Below are 16,054 nucleotides of genomic sequence, written 5' to 3'. Positions count from 1 at the left end.
GGAAAGATGAACCGCCTGTTCTTTCGCTTTTTCGTCCTGGTAATGCTGTCGATCAGCGCAGCGGCGTTCATTGTGTATTTCACCATCAACCGGATGTATGGCGATCCGATCGGCAGCATCGCTCGCAACCAGGCGGCGGCGCAGATATTCCTGCTGGAGCAGTATGTCGACAAGGCGCCGGCGGACGGCTGGCTGGACCGCCTGAACAAAGTGCGCGAAGTATCCGACGTGCGCTTCGACCTGATCCCCCTTGCCGTCGCGCGCCAGCAGGTTCCCGCCGACGCGCGCGCGGCGTTCGAGCGGGGCGAGGTCGTCATCGATATCGGCCATAAAGCGTTGTTCCGGCGCGTCGACCTGACGGGCGACAAATATATCGGCAGCAATGAAGAGGCAATTCACGCGCAGCACCTGCCCATCGATATCCAGGTTGCCCTGCAGATGGAGGCCGTGCGCTACCTCATCGTCGCGCTGGCGCTCCTGATTCCCATTGCCGTCTGGTCGCGCTCCCATTGGCGTGGCCTGCAGAAGCTGATGCAGGTGGCCGACCGCTTCGGTTCCGGCGAGCTGAAGGTACGGGCGCAGATGCAGCCGGGCGATAGCATCTATCCGCTGGCCGAGCGCATCAACCATATGGCGGACCGCATCGAAACGCTGCTGGAAGCGCAGCGCGGGCTGCTGCATTCCGTGTCCCATGAAATCCGCACGCCGATCGCGCGGCTGGAATTCGCGCTGGAACTGTTGCACGACACCGTGGGCGACACGGTGCTGGAAAAACGCATCGGCAGCATGCAGGACGACCTGACCGAACTGAAATCGCTCGTCAGCGAGCTGCTGGGCATGGCCCGCCTGGACAGCGAGCAGCCGCTGCGCTACGAGACGTTCGACGTGACGGCGGCGCTGCGCTCCTGTGCCAATACGCTGCCCCCCTCGACGGTGTCGCTCGACGTGTCCGTTCCCGACGGGCTGGGCGACTATTACGGCGACTGCCGCCTGCTGATGCGGGCCACGGGCAACCTGCTGCGCAACGCGCAGAAATATGCCAACGGACAGATGGCGCTGTCGGCCGCGCGCAAGCTGGGCGGCGTGACGATCGTCGTCGACGACGACGGTGCCGGCATCCCGGAAGAAGAGCGCGAGAAAGTGTTCGAGCCGTTTTACCGGCTCGACCGCAGCCGCGACCGCAATACCGGTGGCTTCGGCCTGGGGTTATCGATCGCCAGCAAGGCCGTCTCGCTGCACGGCGGGTCACTGCGCATCGAGACGTCGCCGCTGGGCGGTGCCCGCTTCGTGATCACGCTGCCGCCGGCATAAAAAGTTCAGGCCGGCGTGCGCAGCGGCGCTGTCGGCGCCAGGTCGCCGCGCGCCACTTTTTCGTACTCCGCAATCACCTGGGCGCCAAACAGCAGCAAGGTGGCGCCAATCTCCAGGCTGAACATGACGACGATGGCCGTCGTCATCGACCCGTACACCACGTTCACCTGCGACAGCGTCGAGAAATACCAGACCAGTACGTGACGGGCAACCTCCCACAGCACGGTGGCCGTGACGCCGCCGATCAGGGCATGCTGCCACGACAGCCGGCCAACCGGCATCACCATGTAGATCGACGACAGCAGCAGCACTTCGCCTGACAGGCCCAGCAGGTACAACAGCGCCCCCGACAGGCCGTGCAGCGACCATTCGTAGCCGAACAGCCGCACGCTTTCCGCGCCGATGACTTGCAGGCCGCCGGCCACCAGCGTGACGATCAGCGCTCCCACGCCGAGGCACAGGATGTAGCAGTACGGCAGAATGGCCGACGTCAGGTAATGCCGGCGCCGCACGGCCACGCGGTGGATGAAAATGACGCACATGGCGTTCTCCAGCACGGTGAACGCCAGCGAGCTGAAAAACAGCATCGTCAGCACGAGGAACCAGCCGACCAGGTCGCGGTGGTCGAGGAAATGCGCCACCTCGTCGACAATCGCGTGCGACTGTCCCGGCACCAGCCATTCGAGGTAGTGGCCGATCGTTTCCAGCAGCTCGCGCGGGTCGATGACGTGCGACAGCGCCACCACCACCAGCATCAGCAGCGGTACGATCGACAGCAGCGAGTAATAAGCGACCGCGCCGGCCAGCAGCAGTCCCTGATTGGCCCGGAAACCGGTGAGGCACTGCAGCGCAAAACGCAGCGGATGGCCCAGCACGAAAGCGGTCGCCTGGCGGTTGAGTATTGTCATGCCGCTAATTCTACCGGGCCGGGCGTGCGGGCGACGCCCGCCAGCGCCCGCGCCGGCGGTCGATACCCGACAATAACCGGCCGCCACGCCCCAAGGGTGCGGCAGCGTACGGTCCGTCCGGTGCAGCGCGCTAGGCTGGAGGATTCAGCGATCCACGCGTTTTTCGACCGGCACTCATGTCCGATTTCCACCTTCACCAGCAACTGTTTGCCGACACGCCAGTGGGCAGCCTGCTCCTTTCACCCAGCGCTACCCCGACAATTCTGGACGTCAACAACGCCTTCCTGCGCAATGTCGGCTATCGGCGCGAGCAACTGGTCGGCCGGCCCCTGTTCGATGCGTTGCCGGCCGCGCCAGAAGATGTAAGCGACAGCGGCGTCAATGCGCTGCACCGGTCGCTTGCACTGGTCATCGCCACGGGGCGCCCCCACTCGCTGCCGACCCAGCGCTATCCGATCCGCACGACCATGGCGGACGGCTCGGAAACGTTTGTCGAGCGCTTCTGGGACGCCACCAATACTCCCATTTTCGACGCCGCCGGCCGGTTGCGCTGCATCCTGCACGTGTCGATCGAGGTGACCGCCCGGATGCGGGCGGAGGAAGCGTTGCGGCTCAGCCGGCAGGAGGCCATCGAATCGGCCCGCCGTGCCGAGGAAGGCCACCAGCGGCTCAACGCCATGGACCGGCGCAAGGATGAATTCCTGGCCATGCTGGCGCACGAATTGCGCAACCCGCTGGCGCCGATCCAGTCCGCCGCCGAATTCGTTTCGCGCCAGACGCAGGAAGCGTCACTGGCCCGCGCCAGCACGATTATCCTGCGGCAAGTGCGGCACCTGACCGGCATGGTCGACGAGCTGCTGGACGCCACGCGCGTCAGCCATGGCCGCATTGCGCTGGAGAAGGTCGTGCTCGACCTTGCCGCCGTGATCGGCGCAGCGGCCGAGCAGGTGCTGCCGATGGCCGAGGCACGCGGCCATACACTGACGATCGTCCCGCCGGCCGGGCCCTTGCCGGTCTGCGGCGACTTCAAGCGCCTCGTGCAGGTAGTCGCCAACGTGGTGCAGAACGCCGTCAAGTACACGCCCGACGGCGGCAGGATCGAGATCATGACGCAGGCGCGCGGCGCCGACATTGTCGTGCGGGTACGCGACGACGGCATCGGCATGACGGCCGACCTGATCGAACACGCATTCGAGCTGTTCACCCAGGGCGAGCGGCGCGCCGACCGGTCCCAGGGCGGCCTGGGGATCGGCCTGGCCGTCGTGCGCCGCATCGTCGAACTGCACAGCGGCACCGTGCGCGCCACCAGCCCGGGCCTGGGCAAGGGGAGCTGCTTTGAAATCACCCTGCCGCGTCTCGCCGGCGCGGCGCCGTCCCGGACCGCCGCGCCGTTGCCGGTCACGCCGGCCGCCCACGGCGCCGGACTGCGCGTGCTGATCGTGGAAGACAACCCCGACGTGGCCGAAACGCTGGCGATGATCGTGCGCGCGGCCGGGCATGACGTGTTTGTCGAACACGCCGCCCGCGCCGCGCTGGATACGGCGCGGGGCATCGAACCGGATGTCTGCCTGCTCGACATCGGCCTGCCCGAGATCAACGGCTACGAACTGGCGGCGTTGCTGCGCACGACACCGCACGGCAAGGCGGCCACGCTGGTGGCCATCACGGGCTACGGCCGCGCCGAGGACCGGGCTGCCGCGCTGCACGCAGGGTTCGATCACCATCTCGTCAAACCCGTCGATATCGCCACGCTGGAAGAGATCCTGGCGACCGTTGCGCGCTCAGCTGACGGCGGGTTCCAGTAACGTCAACGTCTGCGCCGCCGTCTCCAGGCGCGCCTGGACGCCCATCGGCAAGGTGAACTGGTCGCGGATATGGCCGAACGACCAGCCGGTGACGGCGGGGATCTTCAGGGGACGAAGGTGCTGGTCGGTCGTTTCGTCCAGGGTCAGCGCGCTTTCCCCTGGCGCGGGGCCGCAGCCTTCGAACACCCCCAGCATGACGCCGGCCGCCTGGCTGAACGGCTGGTTCATCTGCAGCTGCATCAGCATGCGGTCGATGCGGTACGGCTCCTCGTTCACGTCCTCGAGGAACAGCAGGCTGCCGCGGATATCGGTCGCATACGGCGTACCGGCCAGCGCGGCCACGAGCGACAGGTTGCCGCCGGTGAGGCGGCCCGTCGCCACGCCCGGCACCACGGTGCGCAGCGTGAACTGCGGCGCCGATGTCGCCCTGGCCGCGTTTTCCGCCGCCATCGGGATGACGGTCTGGGGCCGCGGGTCCATCAGTACGTCAAGAAGATGCTTCGTGGCGTAGTCGGACGGTGTCGACATCGCCAGCGGGCCGTGAAACGTGACGAGGCCCGCATGCCGGTTGATTGCCAGGTGCAGCGCCGTCAGGTCGGAATAGCCGATCAGGATCTTCGGGTGCGCGCGGACCATCTGGTAGTCGATGTGCGGCAGCAGCTGCAACGCGCCGGAGCCGCCACGGATGGCCCAGATGGCTTTTACCTCCGGGTCGCGGAACATCGCATTGAAGTCGATCATCCGCTGCGCCCACAGTCCGGCGTAATTGCCGTGGACCGCCGTCAGGTGCGCGCCCAGCCTGACGCGAAAGCCCAGCGCTTCGACGTGGGCGACGGACTTGTCGATTGACTCCTGCGAGATCACCCCGGCCGGGGCGATCAGGCCGATGATGTCGCCCGGCGCCAGCCGCGGCGGTTTGATCAAAGGAGGAAATGGCATGGCGGTCCTGCGCGTAATCGCGGCGGTGGAAGATGGCGCCGCCACGACGCCGGCAAGGCCAAGGCCGGCCGCCGCCAGACGGCCGAGCGCGCGGCGGCGGGAGCTTCCGGTCAGAGGAATTTGTACTTCAGGTTGAGCGAGAATGCCCGGCCGCGCGGATCGGCCACGCGCGGATCCCAGCCGGCACCCACCACTTCATCCACGTTGTGCGCCGTGAACGAAGGGTCGGTGTCGAACAGGTTCTGGATGCCGAATGTCAGCGTCGTGTTCTTGAACCCCGTGTACGTCAGCGACACGTCGTGCTTCGTGTAGTGCCTGACGCGTGGGTCGAAACCGGGCGGCGGCGCACCCTTGCCGTTGTTCGGCAACTGGTCGTTGTAGCCGGACGCGTAACGCTGCAGCAGCAGGCCGCTCCAGTCGCCCTTGCCGACGGTGAGGCTGAGGGTGTGCTTCCAGCGCAGGTAGATGTCGCGCGTGCTGAACTGGCTGACCTGCTCCTTGTACGGCTGGCCCTCGAACTCGGCGAACTTGAAGCTGTCCAGGTACGTGCCGTCCAGGACCGCCGCGTAGGTGTAGCCGGCGTACTTGCCGTCGTAGCGCAGGCCGATGTCCACGCCGCGCGTTTTCAGGCCGGCCGCATTGATCCAGCCTGCCTCCACATGATCGATGACGCCGGCGGCGTTGCGCACGATGTACTGCGGCAGGTACTGCCAGTTGTTCAGCACCGTCTGCGGCGTGCGGTTCAGGATGCGGTCCTTGATGTTGATCGCCCACCAGTCCACGGATGCGCTGAAGTTTTTGAACGGTTCCACGACGATGCCCAGCGTGCCCTGCTTCGACGTTTCCGGCCGCAAGCCGGGATTGCCGCCCGTGTTGTAGTCCAGCCGCTCGATCGCGCAGTAGGCCGGGTCGCCGGGATGCGCGGCGCAGCCTTGCTGGTCGATGATCCCGTTCGGCAGTTCCTGCGCCAGCCGGCCCGCGTACAGCTGGTTGAAGCTCGGCGCCAGGAAGCCCTTGCCGGCCGAGCCGCGCAGCAGGAACGTCTGCGTGGGCTGGTAGCGGAACGCGATCTTCGGATTGGTCGTGGCGCCCACCAGGCTGTAGTTGTCACGGCGGATCGCCAGCTGCACTTCCAGATCCTTCAATACCGGCACGATCGCTTCGGCATACACGGCGCGCACGTAGCGCGTGGCCTCGTCGAGATTCGCATTGCCGGGCGAGAGCAGGATCGTTGTCGCATCCACGTCCTGTCCGAACGAGTAGGTCTCCTTGCGCAGATCGACACCGACAGCCATCGAGACAGCGCCTGCCGGCAGGTTGAACACTTCGCCGGAGATGGACCCATCGAGCTGCGTCATCGTCGTGCGGCCGTGCTGGAAGGCGCCGCGATACTTCGTCGATTCGATCAGGTCCGTCGCTTCCTGCGTCTGCGTCTGGCCCGGGGCGACCCACGGGTTGACGATGCCGCTGGCCAGCGCCGCGTAGATCCTGTTGGTATAGCCGTAGCCGTCCACGAGGTCCGTCTGCGTGGTGCTGATCGATTTCGACAGGCCGACCTTGTAGTCGTACTTGCCGGCCAGCGTGCCTTCGGCGGCCAGCAGGCCGCGATAGCTTTCCGACACGTTGTACTGCGTCCGGTTGCCCCATGGGGTGGCGCGCCATTTGTAGATGATCGGTTTGGTCCTGTCGTAGGTGGGAATGTACTGCGACAGATCCTGGTAGTACGGCCCGTTGACGGGATACGCATTGCCGTTGGCGAGGCTCGTCGAAATCTGCAGCGCCGTCAGTTCGGCCGTCGCTTCCGTGCGCGAGCCGGTGAACTCGGCGTACACCCGGTGGTTTTCGTTGATTTTAAAGGTGCCGCGCGAGACGGCCGTGGTGCGCTCCGTCGGGAACGCCATCACGTAGTCGCTGCCGTAGTCATAGGCGCACGAGTAGCGCGTGCGCGTGGGGGACGTGACGTCCTTCCACAGCTCCGTTGCGTATTGCGACATACCGGGCACGGTATCGCATTTGCCTTGCAGGCTGAGCAGGCCCGCCTGCAGGTAGGTGGTGGGGTCGCCCGGCATGCGGAAGCCCGTGCCCAGCGCCGTGCCCGCGCCGGTCAGGATGTTCGCGTACGGCGTGCCGGTCGTGTCGGGCGACAGGCCCCGTGCGGGCTGGTTGCCGCGGGCGAAATCGCGCTGGCGCGATTCCAGCTTGTCTTCCACATCGTGCGTCACGCTGGCCATCACGTTCCAGCCATCGGCATTCAGGTCGCCCAGACCGCCCAGCAGGGAGTAGGTACGCTCCATGCCGCCGCCCGCTTCCGTCGCGTTCAAGGTGGTCGATGCTTCCAGGCCCTTGTAGTCGGTCCGCAAAATAAAATTGACGACTCCGCCGATGGCATCGGTGCCATAGATGGCGGACGCGCCGTCCTTCAGGATCTCCACGCGCGAGATCGCGGCCAGCGGAATCGAGTTCAGGTCGACGGCCTTGCCGCTGCCGCCGTGGTTGCCCATGCGGCGCCCGTTCAGCAGCACGAGCGTCGCGTTCGGGCCCAGGCCGCGCAGCGACGCGAACGACGCACCACCGGAAACGCGATCGGCGTCGGCACCGAACACGTTGTTCCCGGACGTCATATTGTCCGCGCCGGTGCCGTTGGCGGAGATGAGCCGCATCAGCTGCTCCGTGTCCGTCACGCCGGCCTTGCGGATCGTGTCGAACGTGATCGTCTGCACCGGCAGCGCGCCCTCTTTTACCACGCGCTTGATGCTGCTGCCCGTGATCTCGACCCGCTGCATGGGTTGTTGTTCTTGTTGTGCCATCGCGGGAGCGACGACGCCCATCAGCGCAATCAGGTGCGCCAGCTTTGTGACTTTCACGGTGTTCTCTCCCGATGATAAGGGCTCCACCGTGCCTGGAGCCCTGGTTGATGCGCGCGCGGCGGCGCCGATGTCATGGCATCGGCTGTCCTGCCGTGCGGGCCTGTTCAGCGTAGCGCGAGGCGGATCGCGCCACCTAATGAAAATTGCTGACGCATCCATAACTTTATGGAATGCATTCGTGGCAACAGTCAACGCGTCATTCTAGCGGCGCGCTCGCGCGCAGTAACGTCGATATCCAGATATCGCCAGTTGGTGAATTCGACAGGGTGGCGCTTGTAGTTTTTTAGCCACGGTTGCCGGATATCGGCGGAGATCGGGTGCGTCAGCAGCACCCATGGGTTGTAGGCGTGGATCAGCTGCGCCATCTCGCCATACAGCTTCTGGCGTTCCGGCCCATCGGCCAGCCTGCGCGCGCGTTCGTAGCGTTCGTTATAGGCCGGCAGATCGAAGCGGGCGTAATTGGCCCGGCCGGCGTTGGGGCCATACAGCAGCTGGTAAAAGTTGTCGCCATCGGGGAAGTCGGCCACCCAGTTCGTCTCGAACATCATGACCTTGCCAAGGCGCGAAGCCTTGATGATTTCCGTTTTCTTGTCGGTGATGAATTCGACGCGCAGCCCGAGCGCATTGAGGTTCTTGCGCCACAGTTCATCGCGCAGTCTTCCCACCATCGACGGCTCGCTGTGCATCCGCAGGACCAGGGGCCGCCCGTCCGGCAGCGTGCGGAACCCGTCCGCGCCCGTGCGGTAGCCATAGCGCTCCAGCAGCGCCCGCGCCATCGTCAGGTTGTACGAGATCGGGCTGCGGTAAGACGGATCGTAGCCCAGCACATTGGGCGGCAGCGGCGACTGCGCCGGCAGCGCCAACCCTTTCTTCAGCAGCGCGATGTCCTCGGCGCTGTTGTAGCCGAGGGCGATGGCGCGGCGCAGCGCGATCTTTTCCTTCGTGTAGCCGCCGATGACGGGGTCCGTCATGTTCATCCACATGTAGTACGTCTGCAGCACGGGGAACGGATCGAGCACCATGCCGCGCCGCGCCAGCCCGGGCTTCAGCACGGGCGTGGCCGACGCCGGGTCGAGCACCAGATCGCGCATCGATTCCGGCACCTGTTCGATGTAGTCGAATTCGCCATTCAGGTAGCCCAGCACGCGCGACTGGTATTCCTCCATGATCTTCACGTCCACCCGGTCGACAAGCGGCAGCGGCAGGTGGTAGCTGCGGTTCGCCTGCAAGGTGATGCGGTCGCTGCGCTTCCACTCGCCCATGACGAACGGCCCGCTGCCTACCGGATGATTGCCCAGCTGGCTGCCGTAGCGCTCCGCCGCCTCGCGCGCCACGGCGCCCGTGGCCGGCAGCGCGAGGTAAAACAGCAGGCTGGGATCCGGTTCCTTCAGCCGGATCCGCAGGGTGTAGCGGTCGACCGCACGCAGGCCGGGTATCGCGGTACCGTAACTGAAATGCTCGCGCCACGCCTCGTCGCCCAGCAGTTTTCCTTCGAACAGGAACAGCCAGGGCGACTTCAGCGCCGGGTCGTACAGCCGTTGCAGGCTGTAGACGTAATCCTGCGCCGTCACCTCGCGCCGCTGCCCGCCGAACGCGGCGTCCGGCGCGAATGCCATGCCCTGTTTCAGGCGAAAGGTCCACATGGTGCCGGCGGCATCGACGGTCGGCATCGCCACCAGCGTATTGGCCTGCAGCTTGACGGGGCGCGCCAGGTAGTCGTAGCGCAGCATCGGGTCGAACAGGTTTTCCAGCAGCGACAGGCTGGCCAGGTCGGAGGCGACGGCGGGGTCCAGCCCCGTCTCGCCCGTCGACAGCAGCGCGTGCAACACTTTCGGCGCCGCTGCGCCCTGGCCCATCTGCGCGCAGGCCAGCGCCAGCGCGACGGTGAATATCCGCAGTGTCTTCATCCCTGCGAGCATAAAGCAGCGGCGCGGCGCACGCCAGCGCCGCAGACGCCATCGTCTCCTCTATACTTGGGCTGCGCGGTCGCCCCTTCCCTGTTTGCTAGAATGCCTCTATGAGTTTGAATTACATCTGGTCCGGCTTCTTCCTGGTAGGCTTCGCGGCCGCCTTTGCCCAATGGCTGTTCCTGGGCGATACCGAAATCTTCAAGAAGGTCATCGACGGTACGTTCGACGCCGCCCGCATGGGCGTGATGGACATCGCGCTGCCGCTGGCCGGCGTCATGACCCTTTGGCTGGGCCTCATGAACATCGGCGAAAAGGCCGGCGCCATCGGCTGGCTGGCGAAAATCATCGCGCCGTTCTTCTCCCGCATCTTCCCGGAAGTGCCGAAAGACCACCCGGCCACGGGCCATATGGTGATGAATTTCTCGGCCAACCTGCTGGGCCTCGACAACGCGGCCACGCCGTTCGGCCTGAAGGCAATGGAAAGCCTGCAGTCGCTCAACCCGAACAAGGACGAAGCAAGCAACGCGCAGATCATGTTCCTCGTGCTGCACACGTCCGGCCTGACCCTGATTCCGCTGGCGATCATGGCGCAGCGCGCCATTCTTGGCGCGGCCGACCCTTCCGACATCTTCATCCCCTGCATGATCGCCACCTATGCCGCGACCCTGGCAGGCATTGTCGCCGTGTCGATCCGCCAGCGCATCAACCTGTTCGACCGGGTCGTGCTGCTGTGGCTGGGCGGGATGACGACGGCGATCGTGGCCCTGATCTGGTACTTCACGCAGTTCCTGTCGAAAGGCGAGATCGAAGTCGTCTCGAAGGTCGTCAGCAACCTGATATTGATGAGCGTGATCGCCATCTTTCTCATTGGCGCCCTGCGCAAGGGCGTCAATGTCTACGAGGCGTTCATCGAAGGCGCCAAGGGCGGCATCCAGACGTCGCTGACCGTCATTCCGTACCTGGTCGGCATGCTGGTGGCGATCAGCGTGTTCCGCAACGCCGGCGTGTTCGGCTTCATCGTCAGCGGCTTCGAATGGATTTTCTCGGCGCTGGGCCTGCGCACCGATTTCGTCCCCGCCCTGCCGACGGCGCTGATGAAGCCCCTGTCCGGCAGCGGCTCGAAAGCCATGATGATCGACGCGATGACCACCTACGGTCCCGATTCCTTTGTCGGCCGCCTCGCCTGCATCTTTCAGGGTTCGGCCGACACGACGTTCTACATCGTCGCCCTGTACTTCGGCTCCGTCGGCATCCGCAAGACGCGTTACGCGATCTCCTGCGGCCTGATCGCCGACCTGGCCGGCGTGCTGACCGCCATCGGTGTCGCTTACCTGTTCTTCGGTTAAAGGAGTGTTGATGTCTTTACGCCGTTCGGCGCTGGCCCTGCTGCTGGCGTGCCTGTTTTCGTCCGCCCACGCCGCGTTGCCGGAATCGGTCGCCAAACTGGCCGCGGCCGGCGGCATTCCCGAAGACGCCATCGGCGCCGTCGTGCTGCGCGGCGATACGATCCTCGTGTCGAATGAGGCGGACCGGCCGATGAACCCGGGCTCCACCATCAAACTCGTCACAACGCTGGTCGGGTTGGAAGAGCTGGGCCCCGTATTCCGCGGCCGCACGGAGCTGCGCAGCAATGGGAGCATCGTGAATGGCGTGCTGCGCGGCGACCTGATACTGCGCGGCGGTGCGGACCTCGATCTGACGGCGGACGCCATGACCCACCTGCTGGAACGCCTGCACACACTGGGCATCCGCAAGATCGCGGGCGACCTGGTGCTGGACCGCCAGCTGTTCCAGCCGGCCCGTCCGGATGCGGGCGCGCCGGCGTTCGACGAGGCGCCGGAGGCGTACTACAACGTCGTGCCGGACGCGCTGCTGCTGAACATGAACATGCTGCACGTCGAGATGGCGGCGGATGCACGCGCCATGACGGTGTCGATGCTGCCGGAGCTGGAAAAGGTCGACGTCAAGTCGGCGATGACGCTGGTCGACGGCGACTGCGCCAAATGGGAAAGCGGCTGGCAGCCGCCCACCACGGTAAAGAACGGCGAGCGGCTGACGGTCGTCCTGCATGGCACCTTCCCGCGCAACTGCCGTAAGAGCTACGGCATCAATGTACTCGATCGCGATGCGTATGCCGACCGCCTCGTGCGGGCCACGTGGAAGCGCCTGGGCGGCACGATCGCCGGCAGGACACGCACGCTCGACCTGGCGCATTACACGTCCGCCGTTACCGCCGCCGCGGTGGCGCAGGGCGCTGTCGGCACCGATGGCGCCGCGCCGCACGCGCAGCCCGCCGGCGTGGTGACGGATGGCACGCACCTGCTGGCCGAACACGTTTCACGCGCGCTGCCGGAACTGGTGCGCGACACCCTGAAGACGTCCGACAACGCCTTTGCTCGCACGCTGTTCCTGAGTCTCGGCAGCCTGCAGTCCGACCCCGTGCTGGGCAGCCGCCCGCTGCCGGCTGGCGAACGGCTGGCCATGCTGATGGCGGCCAACGGCGAAGCGAAAGCCGGCAGCGTGCCCGCCACCACGGCGGCAAAGGCCAATCAAGTCATCCGCGCCTGGCTGAAACAGCAGTCGATCGACAGCGACGGCATCGTGCTGGAGAACGGCTCGGGACTGTCGCGCAATGAACGCATCAAGCCCGTGCAGCTGGCGGCCGTGCTGCGCGCCGGCCAGTCGTCCTGGTGGCTGCCGGAATTCCAGGCCAGCCTGCCCATCGTCGGCGTGGATGGCACCATGCGCCGCCGACTAAAGGACAGCTCGGCCGCCTCGCGCGCCCGCATCAAGACGGGCACGCTGAACGGCGTGATCGCCATCGCCGGCTATGTGCCAGATGCGAACGGCGAGGAGTGCATCGTCGTCGCCATCGTCAACCATGAACGGGCCGGCAATGGCGTCGGCCGGGGATTGTCGATGCGTTGATCGACTGGACTGCCAACAGTAGTGCCGGGAGTGCGATGTAGCGGCGACCGCGATTTCACAGGACGCGGATAAAACCGGCGCGCACCGCGTCCCTGTCACCGCAATCGAAATGCCACCACTCGCTGTTAATGCCGGCAAATCCCGCCTGGAACATCGCGTCGCGCAGGAGCTGGCGGTTGGCGACCTGCTGCGCCGTCAGCTCGCCGCGCGCCAGCAGCTCGTTTTCCAGCGCCGGGTGCGAGCGTTCGCTCATGTCGTCGAAGCCGGTGCCCATGTCCAGTTCGCGGCCATTGCCATCGAGGATCGTCACGTCCACCGCCATGCCATACGAGTGGATCGAGCCGCGAATCGGGTCGGCCAGGTACATGCGCAATGGTGTACCTGCCAGTGCGTCCCATAACTGCTCCTGCACGCGGTGCGGGCGCAGCGCGTCCAGTATCAGCAGCGTATGGCCGGGGCGGTGGGCAGCGAGCCATGCGACGACCTGTTCGATCGCGGCCGCGGCAATCCGGTGCAGCCAGGCGCAGTCCAGCGGCGAGTACAGGTCGCGGCCGACGAAATTGTCCGGCCCCGCGTAGCGCAGGTCGGTCGCGATACCGGCGATGGTCGACAAGTGGCGGAACCCGGCGTGGCCCGGTACTTCCTCGCTGGTGATGGTCCTGGTCGGCGCGCTCATGGCGACGTGTCCAGGCAGGCCAGCGCGGCGGCGGCGACGGCGTCGGCCAGCTGGCGAGCGCCGTGCGACAGCGGCGCGTGGCCGGCCGTGAGCAGATACAGGTGAATGGGGATGGCCGGTGACAGAGGGCGGCGCTGCACGCGGCCGGGCGACGCGCAAGCGGCGGTAAAGGGGTCGACGACGGCCATGCCGCCGCCCGCCTCCACCAGCGCACGGGCGATCTGGTACGTCTGCACTACCGTGCGGAAGACCGGATGAACGTCCTGCGCTTCGCATGCGGCCACCACCAGTTCGCCCAGCGGATCGTTGTCCGCATAGCCCACCAGCTCCCCTTGCAGCCCTGCGGGCGACAACGGTGTCGCCAGTTCGTCGTCGCGCCACGTGCCGGCCGGCGCGATCACGGTCATGACGCCCTGCGCCAGCGCTTCGGCTTCGATGCCGGGATGGCGCGGATCCTGCAGCGACAGTGCGAGGTCCGCTTCGCCCAGGCGCAGCATGTTGACGATTTCGCCGGTGTGGTGGGTCGCCAGTTCGCAGCGCGTGGTGGGGAAATCGCGCCGCCAGCGGCTCATTGCCGGCGGCAGCACGGCGCTGGCCAGGGTCGGTGTCGAGACCAGCCGGATCGTCTCGGCCGCACCGTTTTTCAGGCCGGCCGCCACGCGCCGGATACCCTGCAGGTCACGGTGCAGCTTTTCCGTTTCCGCAAACAGCCGATGCGCTTCCGGCTTCGGATACAGCTTGCCCCGTACCCGCTCGAACAGCGGCATCCCCAGTTGCAGCTCGCAGTGCTGCAGCACTTTCGTGACCGCCGGCTGCGAGATATGCAGCACCTGCGCGGCGCCGCTGATGGTGCCGACCTGCATAATCGCGTGGAACACTTCGATATGACGCAGGCGCATGGCGGTCTCTCTTCTATTGCGCGGTCGCGGTGGCTGGAGCGGAGGTGGGAGCGGAAGCGGGCTGCGCGATCTTCGGTTTCGGTGCCGTTAGCACGTCCAGGATCGCCGCGCTTTCGGCGTCCGGCACGCCATCGTAATTCGCTTGCCGGTACTTGGTCTGGAACGCCACGATCACGTTGTGCGTCGCTTCGTCGAACACGCCCGTTTGCGGCACCGCATAGCCGTGCTGCGCCAGACGCTGCTGGAACCAGACGGCATCCGGTACGTTGTTCTCGTATTTGGCCCGCATTGCCGCGACCTGGTTCGCGTCCGGCCATGCGACCAGGCCCGCATCGGCCAGCCGCTTCCATGGGAACAGCGGGCCCGGGTCCTGCTTGCGCTGCGGCGCGATATCGGAGTGGGCCAGGATGTTTTCCGGGGCCACGCCATGGCGCGCGACGATGTCCTTCAGCAGTGGGATCAGCAGGTCGATCTGCGCCTGCGGGAACGGATAATAGGTGCGCCGGCCATCGGGCGTCTGCGTAAAGCCGGGATTGACGATCTCGATGCCGATCGAGCTGTTGTTCAGGTTCGTGTAGCTCTTCCAGCTCGACAGCCCGGCATGCCATGCAGAGTTCTTCTCGTCGACCAGGGCGTAGATCTTCGGCGGCGAGCTGTCCGTCAGCAGGTAGTGTGCCGAGACTTCCTTCTCCGTCAGCAGCATGATGGAGCGCTGCAGGTCCGACACGGTGTAATGCAGCACGATGAATCGCACGCGGCTGTTCTGGCCCTTCGATGTCAGCGAGCGGTCGACGTCGGCGCCACCCGGCGGGGGCGTCGAGGGCGTCGTCGCGCAGCCGGCCAGCAGGGCCAGCGCAGTGAGGGTGGAAGCAAAGGGAAGTCGTTTCATGTGGTCGTCATCAGGTAAGTCGGGCGGCGAGGCGGGCCGCGGCAAAGTGCGGTTGGGCGTCCTTCTGTTGCAGCGACAGCGTGTGCGGCAGTGCGGCGCGCATGGATGTGGCGATAACGGGATGCAGCGACGCGGCGCGTCCGGCCAGCACGACGGGGCGCACGCCGAAGCGTCCCGCCAGTGCGGCGGCCAGCCGCGCCAGTTCACGTCCGGCCGCCTGCAGAATGGCCAGCGCGTCCGGGTCGGCATCGGCGCTGGCGGCAACGGCCAGCGCCAGCCGGCCGATCTCGCCGCGCTCGCGGGTATAGATGAACTGGCGCGAGAACGACCAGTCGCTGCCGCCCACGTGATCGAACACGGCTTGCGCCATCGGCGAATCGCGCCAGGCGCCGGGCGTTTCGTCCTCGCGGCGCCAGATGCGGCGCATCGCTTCGCGGGCGATCCAGAAGCCGCCGCCGCCGTCGTCCAGCATGACGCCATGGCCACCGGCGCGGTGGAACGTGCCGTCGGTGCCGATGAACGCGGCGATCGAGCCGGTGCCCGCGTAGACCAGATAGCCGGCACCGGGCTCGAAGCTGTCCAGGTAAGCGATTTCGATATCGTTGCGCAGGCTGATGGCGCCGGGCGCCACGCCCAGCAACTCGCCCAGCCAGCCGGCCAGCACGGCGCCGTCGCCGCCAAAGCCCGTCAGGCCGGCGCAGATACTGGCCGGGCGGCCGCGGGCCAGCACGTCGCGCGCCAGGGCGGCGAACGTCGCGTGCAGCAGCTCGCGCCCGGCGCTGCTGGCCATCTGCAGCGCCGATGCTCCCGCCACATGGCCGGACGCGAACACGGTGCCATCCGGCCGCGCCAGCGCCCAGCGGGTCTGCGTGCCGCCGGCGTCGATGCCCAGTCCAGAATCGGCGTCTTCCATCAGCTACGA

The 16,054-nt window shown here is 66.4% G+C and carries 12 protein-coding genes; 4 read left to right on the top strand and 8 right to left on the bottom strand.

Annotated features, from left to right (window positions below):
* Positions 1-6: 6 nt before the first annotated feature.
* The gene (locus E1742_RS16685; protein ID WP_134386107.1) at positions 7-1,311 is read left to right on the top strand and encodes an ATP-binding protein; all 1,305 of its coding nucleotides are present in this window, start codon (positions 7-9) and stop codon (positions 1,309-1,311) included.
* A 5-nt stretch (positions 1,312-1,316) separates the two neighbouring features.
* On the opposite strand, the gene E1742_RS16680 is transcribed toward E1742_RS16685, so the two are convergent.
* A complete protein-coding gene (locus E1742_RS16680) occupies positions 1,317-2,219 on the bottom strand; it encodes a YihY/virulence factor BrkB family protein (RefSeq protein ID WP_134386106.1) in 903 nt (300 codons plus the stop codon).
* Positions 2,220-2,395: 176 nt separating this feature from the next.
* On the opposite strand from E1742_RS16680, the gene E1742_RS16675 reads away from it, so the two are divergent.
* The gene (locus tag E1742_RS16675; protein WP_134386105.1) at positions 2,396-4,024 is read left to right on the top strand and encodes a hybrid sensor histidine kinase/response regulator; all 1,629 of its coding nucleotides are present in this window, start codon (positions 2,396-2,398) and stop codon (positions 4,022-4,024) included.
* Here the strand turns inward: E1742_RS16675 and E1742_RS16670 are convergent.
* From E1742_RS16670 to E1742_RS16660, 3 genes are all read right to left on the bottom strand, one after another.
* Positions 4,001-4,963: a S66 peptidase family protein gene (locus tag E1742_RS16670; protein WP_134386104.1), complete on the bottom strand. Its 963-nt coding sequence runs from the start codon at positions 4,961-4,963 to the stop codon at positions 4,001-4,003. The two genes, E1742_RS16675 and E1742_RS16670, sit on opposite strands and share 24 nt — an antisense overlap.
* 110 nt (positions 4,964-5,073) lie before the next feature.
* Positions 5,074-7,827, bottom strand: coding sequence for a TonB-dependent receptor (locus E1742_RS16665; RefSeq protein ID WP_229466033.1), 2,754 nt, complete (start codon positions 7,825-7,827; stop codon positions 5,074-5,076).
* A gap of 191 nt (positions 7,828-8,018) precedes the next feature.
* Complete coding sequence (locus E1742_RS16660) at positions 8,019-9,737, bottom strand: ABC transporter substrate-binding protein (protein WP_371860164.1); 1,719 nt, start codon at positions 9,735-9,737, stop codon at positions 8,019-8,021.
* A gap of 110 nt (positions 9,738-9,847) precedes the next feature.
* Here E1742_RS16660 and E1742_RS16655 point away from each other — a divergent pair, with 110 nt between their 5' ends.
* The gene (locus E1742_RS16655; RefSeq protein ID WP_134386102.1) at positions 9,848-11,086 is read left to right on the top strand and encodes a spore maturation protein; all 1,239 of its coding nucleotides are present in this window, start codon (positions 9,848-9,850) and stop codon (positions 11,084-11,086) included.
* A gap of 10 nt (positions 11,087-11,096) precedes the next feature.
* Positions 11,097-12,668: a D-alanyl-D-alanine carboxypeptidase/D-alanyl-D-alanine-endopeptidase gene (locus tag E1742_RS16650; protein ID WP_307721881.1), complete on the top strand. Its 1,572-nt coding sequence runs from the start codon at positions 11,097-11,099 to the stop codon at positions 12,666-12,668.
* Positions 12,669-12,723: 55 nt separating this feature from the next.
* On the opposite strand, the gene E1742_RS16645 is transcribed toward E1742_RS16650, so the two are convergent.
* From E1742_RS16645 to E1742_RS16630, 4 genes are read right to left on the bottom strand one after another with little or no spacing between them, the layout of a single operon-like run.
* On the bottom strand, positions 12,724-13,344 hold the full coding sequence (locus tag E1742_RS16645) for a M15 family metallopeptidase (protein WP_134386101.1): 621 nt from the start codon (positions 13,342-13,344) through the stop codon (positions 12,724-12,726).
* On the bottom strand, positions 13,341-14,243 hold the full coding sequence (locus E1742_RS16640) for a LysR family transcriptional regulator (protein WP_134386100.1): 903 nt from the start codon (positions 14,241-14,243) through the stop codon (positions 13,341-13,343). The genes E1742_RS16645 and E1742_RS16640 overlap by 4 nt, the downstream gene beginning before the upstream one ends.
* Before the next feature lie 13 nt (positions 14,244-14,256).
* Complete coding sequence (locus tag E1742_RS16635; protein ID WP_134386099.1) at positions 14,257-15,132, bottom strand: N-acetylmuramoyl-L-alanine amidase; 876 nt, start codon at positions 15,130-15,132, stop codon at positions 14,257-14,259.
* Between the two features lie 10 nt (positions 15,133-15,142).
* Complete coding sequence (locus E1742_RS16630) at positions 15,143-16,045, bottom strand: N-acetylglucosamine kinase (protein ID WP_134386098.1); 903 nt, start codon at positions 16,043-16,045, stop codon at positions 15,143-15,145.
* Between the last annotated feature and the right edge of the window lie 9 nt (positions 16,046-16,054).

This window comes from Pseudoduganella plicata, assembly GCF_004421005.1.
Lineage (GTDB): Bacteria > Pseudomonadota > Gammaproteobacteria > Burkholderiales > Burkholderiaceae_D > Rugamonas > Rugamonas plicata.
Note: the sequence above shows the minus strand (reverse complement) of the source record. Positions and strands in the feature narration are given on the sequence as shown.

Excerpts from the sequence above, each read along its gene's own strand:
- E1742_RS16630 (WP_134386098.1), bottom strand. The coding sequence starts at position 16,045 with ATGGAAGACGCCGATTCTGGACTGGGCATCGACGCCGGCGGCACGCAG.
- E1742_RS16650 (WP_307721881.1), top strand. The coding sequence starts at position 11,097 with ATGTCTTTACGCCGTTCGGCGCTGGCCCTGCTGCTGGCGTGCCTGTTT.
- E1742_RS16635 (WP_134386099.1), bottom strand. The coding sequence starts at position 15,132 with ATGAAACGACTTCCCTTTGCTTCCACCCTCACTGCGCTGGCCCTGCTG.
- E1742_RS16660 (WP_371860164.1), bottom strand. The coding sequence starts at position 9,737 with ATGAAGACACTGCGGATATTCACCGTCGCGCTGGCGCTGGCCTGCGCG.
- E1742_RS16670 (WP_134386104.1), bottom strand. The coding sequence starts at position 4,963 with ATGCCATTTCCTCCTTTGATCAAACCGCCGCGGCTGGCGCCGGGCGAC.
- E1742_RS16645 (WP_134386101.1), bottom strand. The coding sequence starts at position 13,344 with ATGAGCGCGCCGACCAGGACCATCACCAGCGAGGAAGTACCGGGCCAC.
- E1742_RS16640 (WP_134386100.1), bottom strand. The coding sequence starts at position 14,243 with ATGCGCCTGCGTCATATCGAAGTGTTCCACGCGATTATGCAGGTCGGC.
- E1742_RS16675 (WP_134386105.1), top strand. The coding sequence starts at position 2,396 with ATGTCCGATTTCCACCTTCACCAGCAACTGTTTGCCGACACGCCAGTG.
- E1742_RS16685 (WP_134386107.1), top strand. The coding sequence starts at position 7 with ATGAACCGCCTGTTCTTTCGCTTTTTCGTCCTGGTAATGCTGTCGATC.
- E1742_RS16680 (WP_134386106.1), bottom strand. The coding sequence starts at position 2,219 with ATGACAATACTCAACCGCCAGGCGACCGCTTTCGTGCTGGGCCATCCG.
- E1742_RS16655 (WP_134386102.1), top strand. The coding sequence starts at position 9,848 with ATGAGTTTGAATTACATCTGGTCCGGCTTCTTCCTGGTAGGCTTCGCG.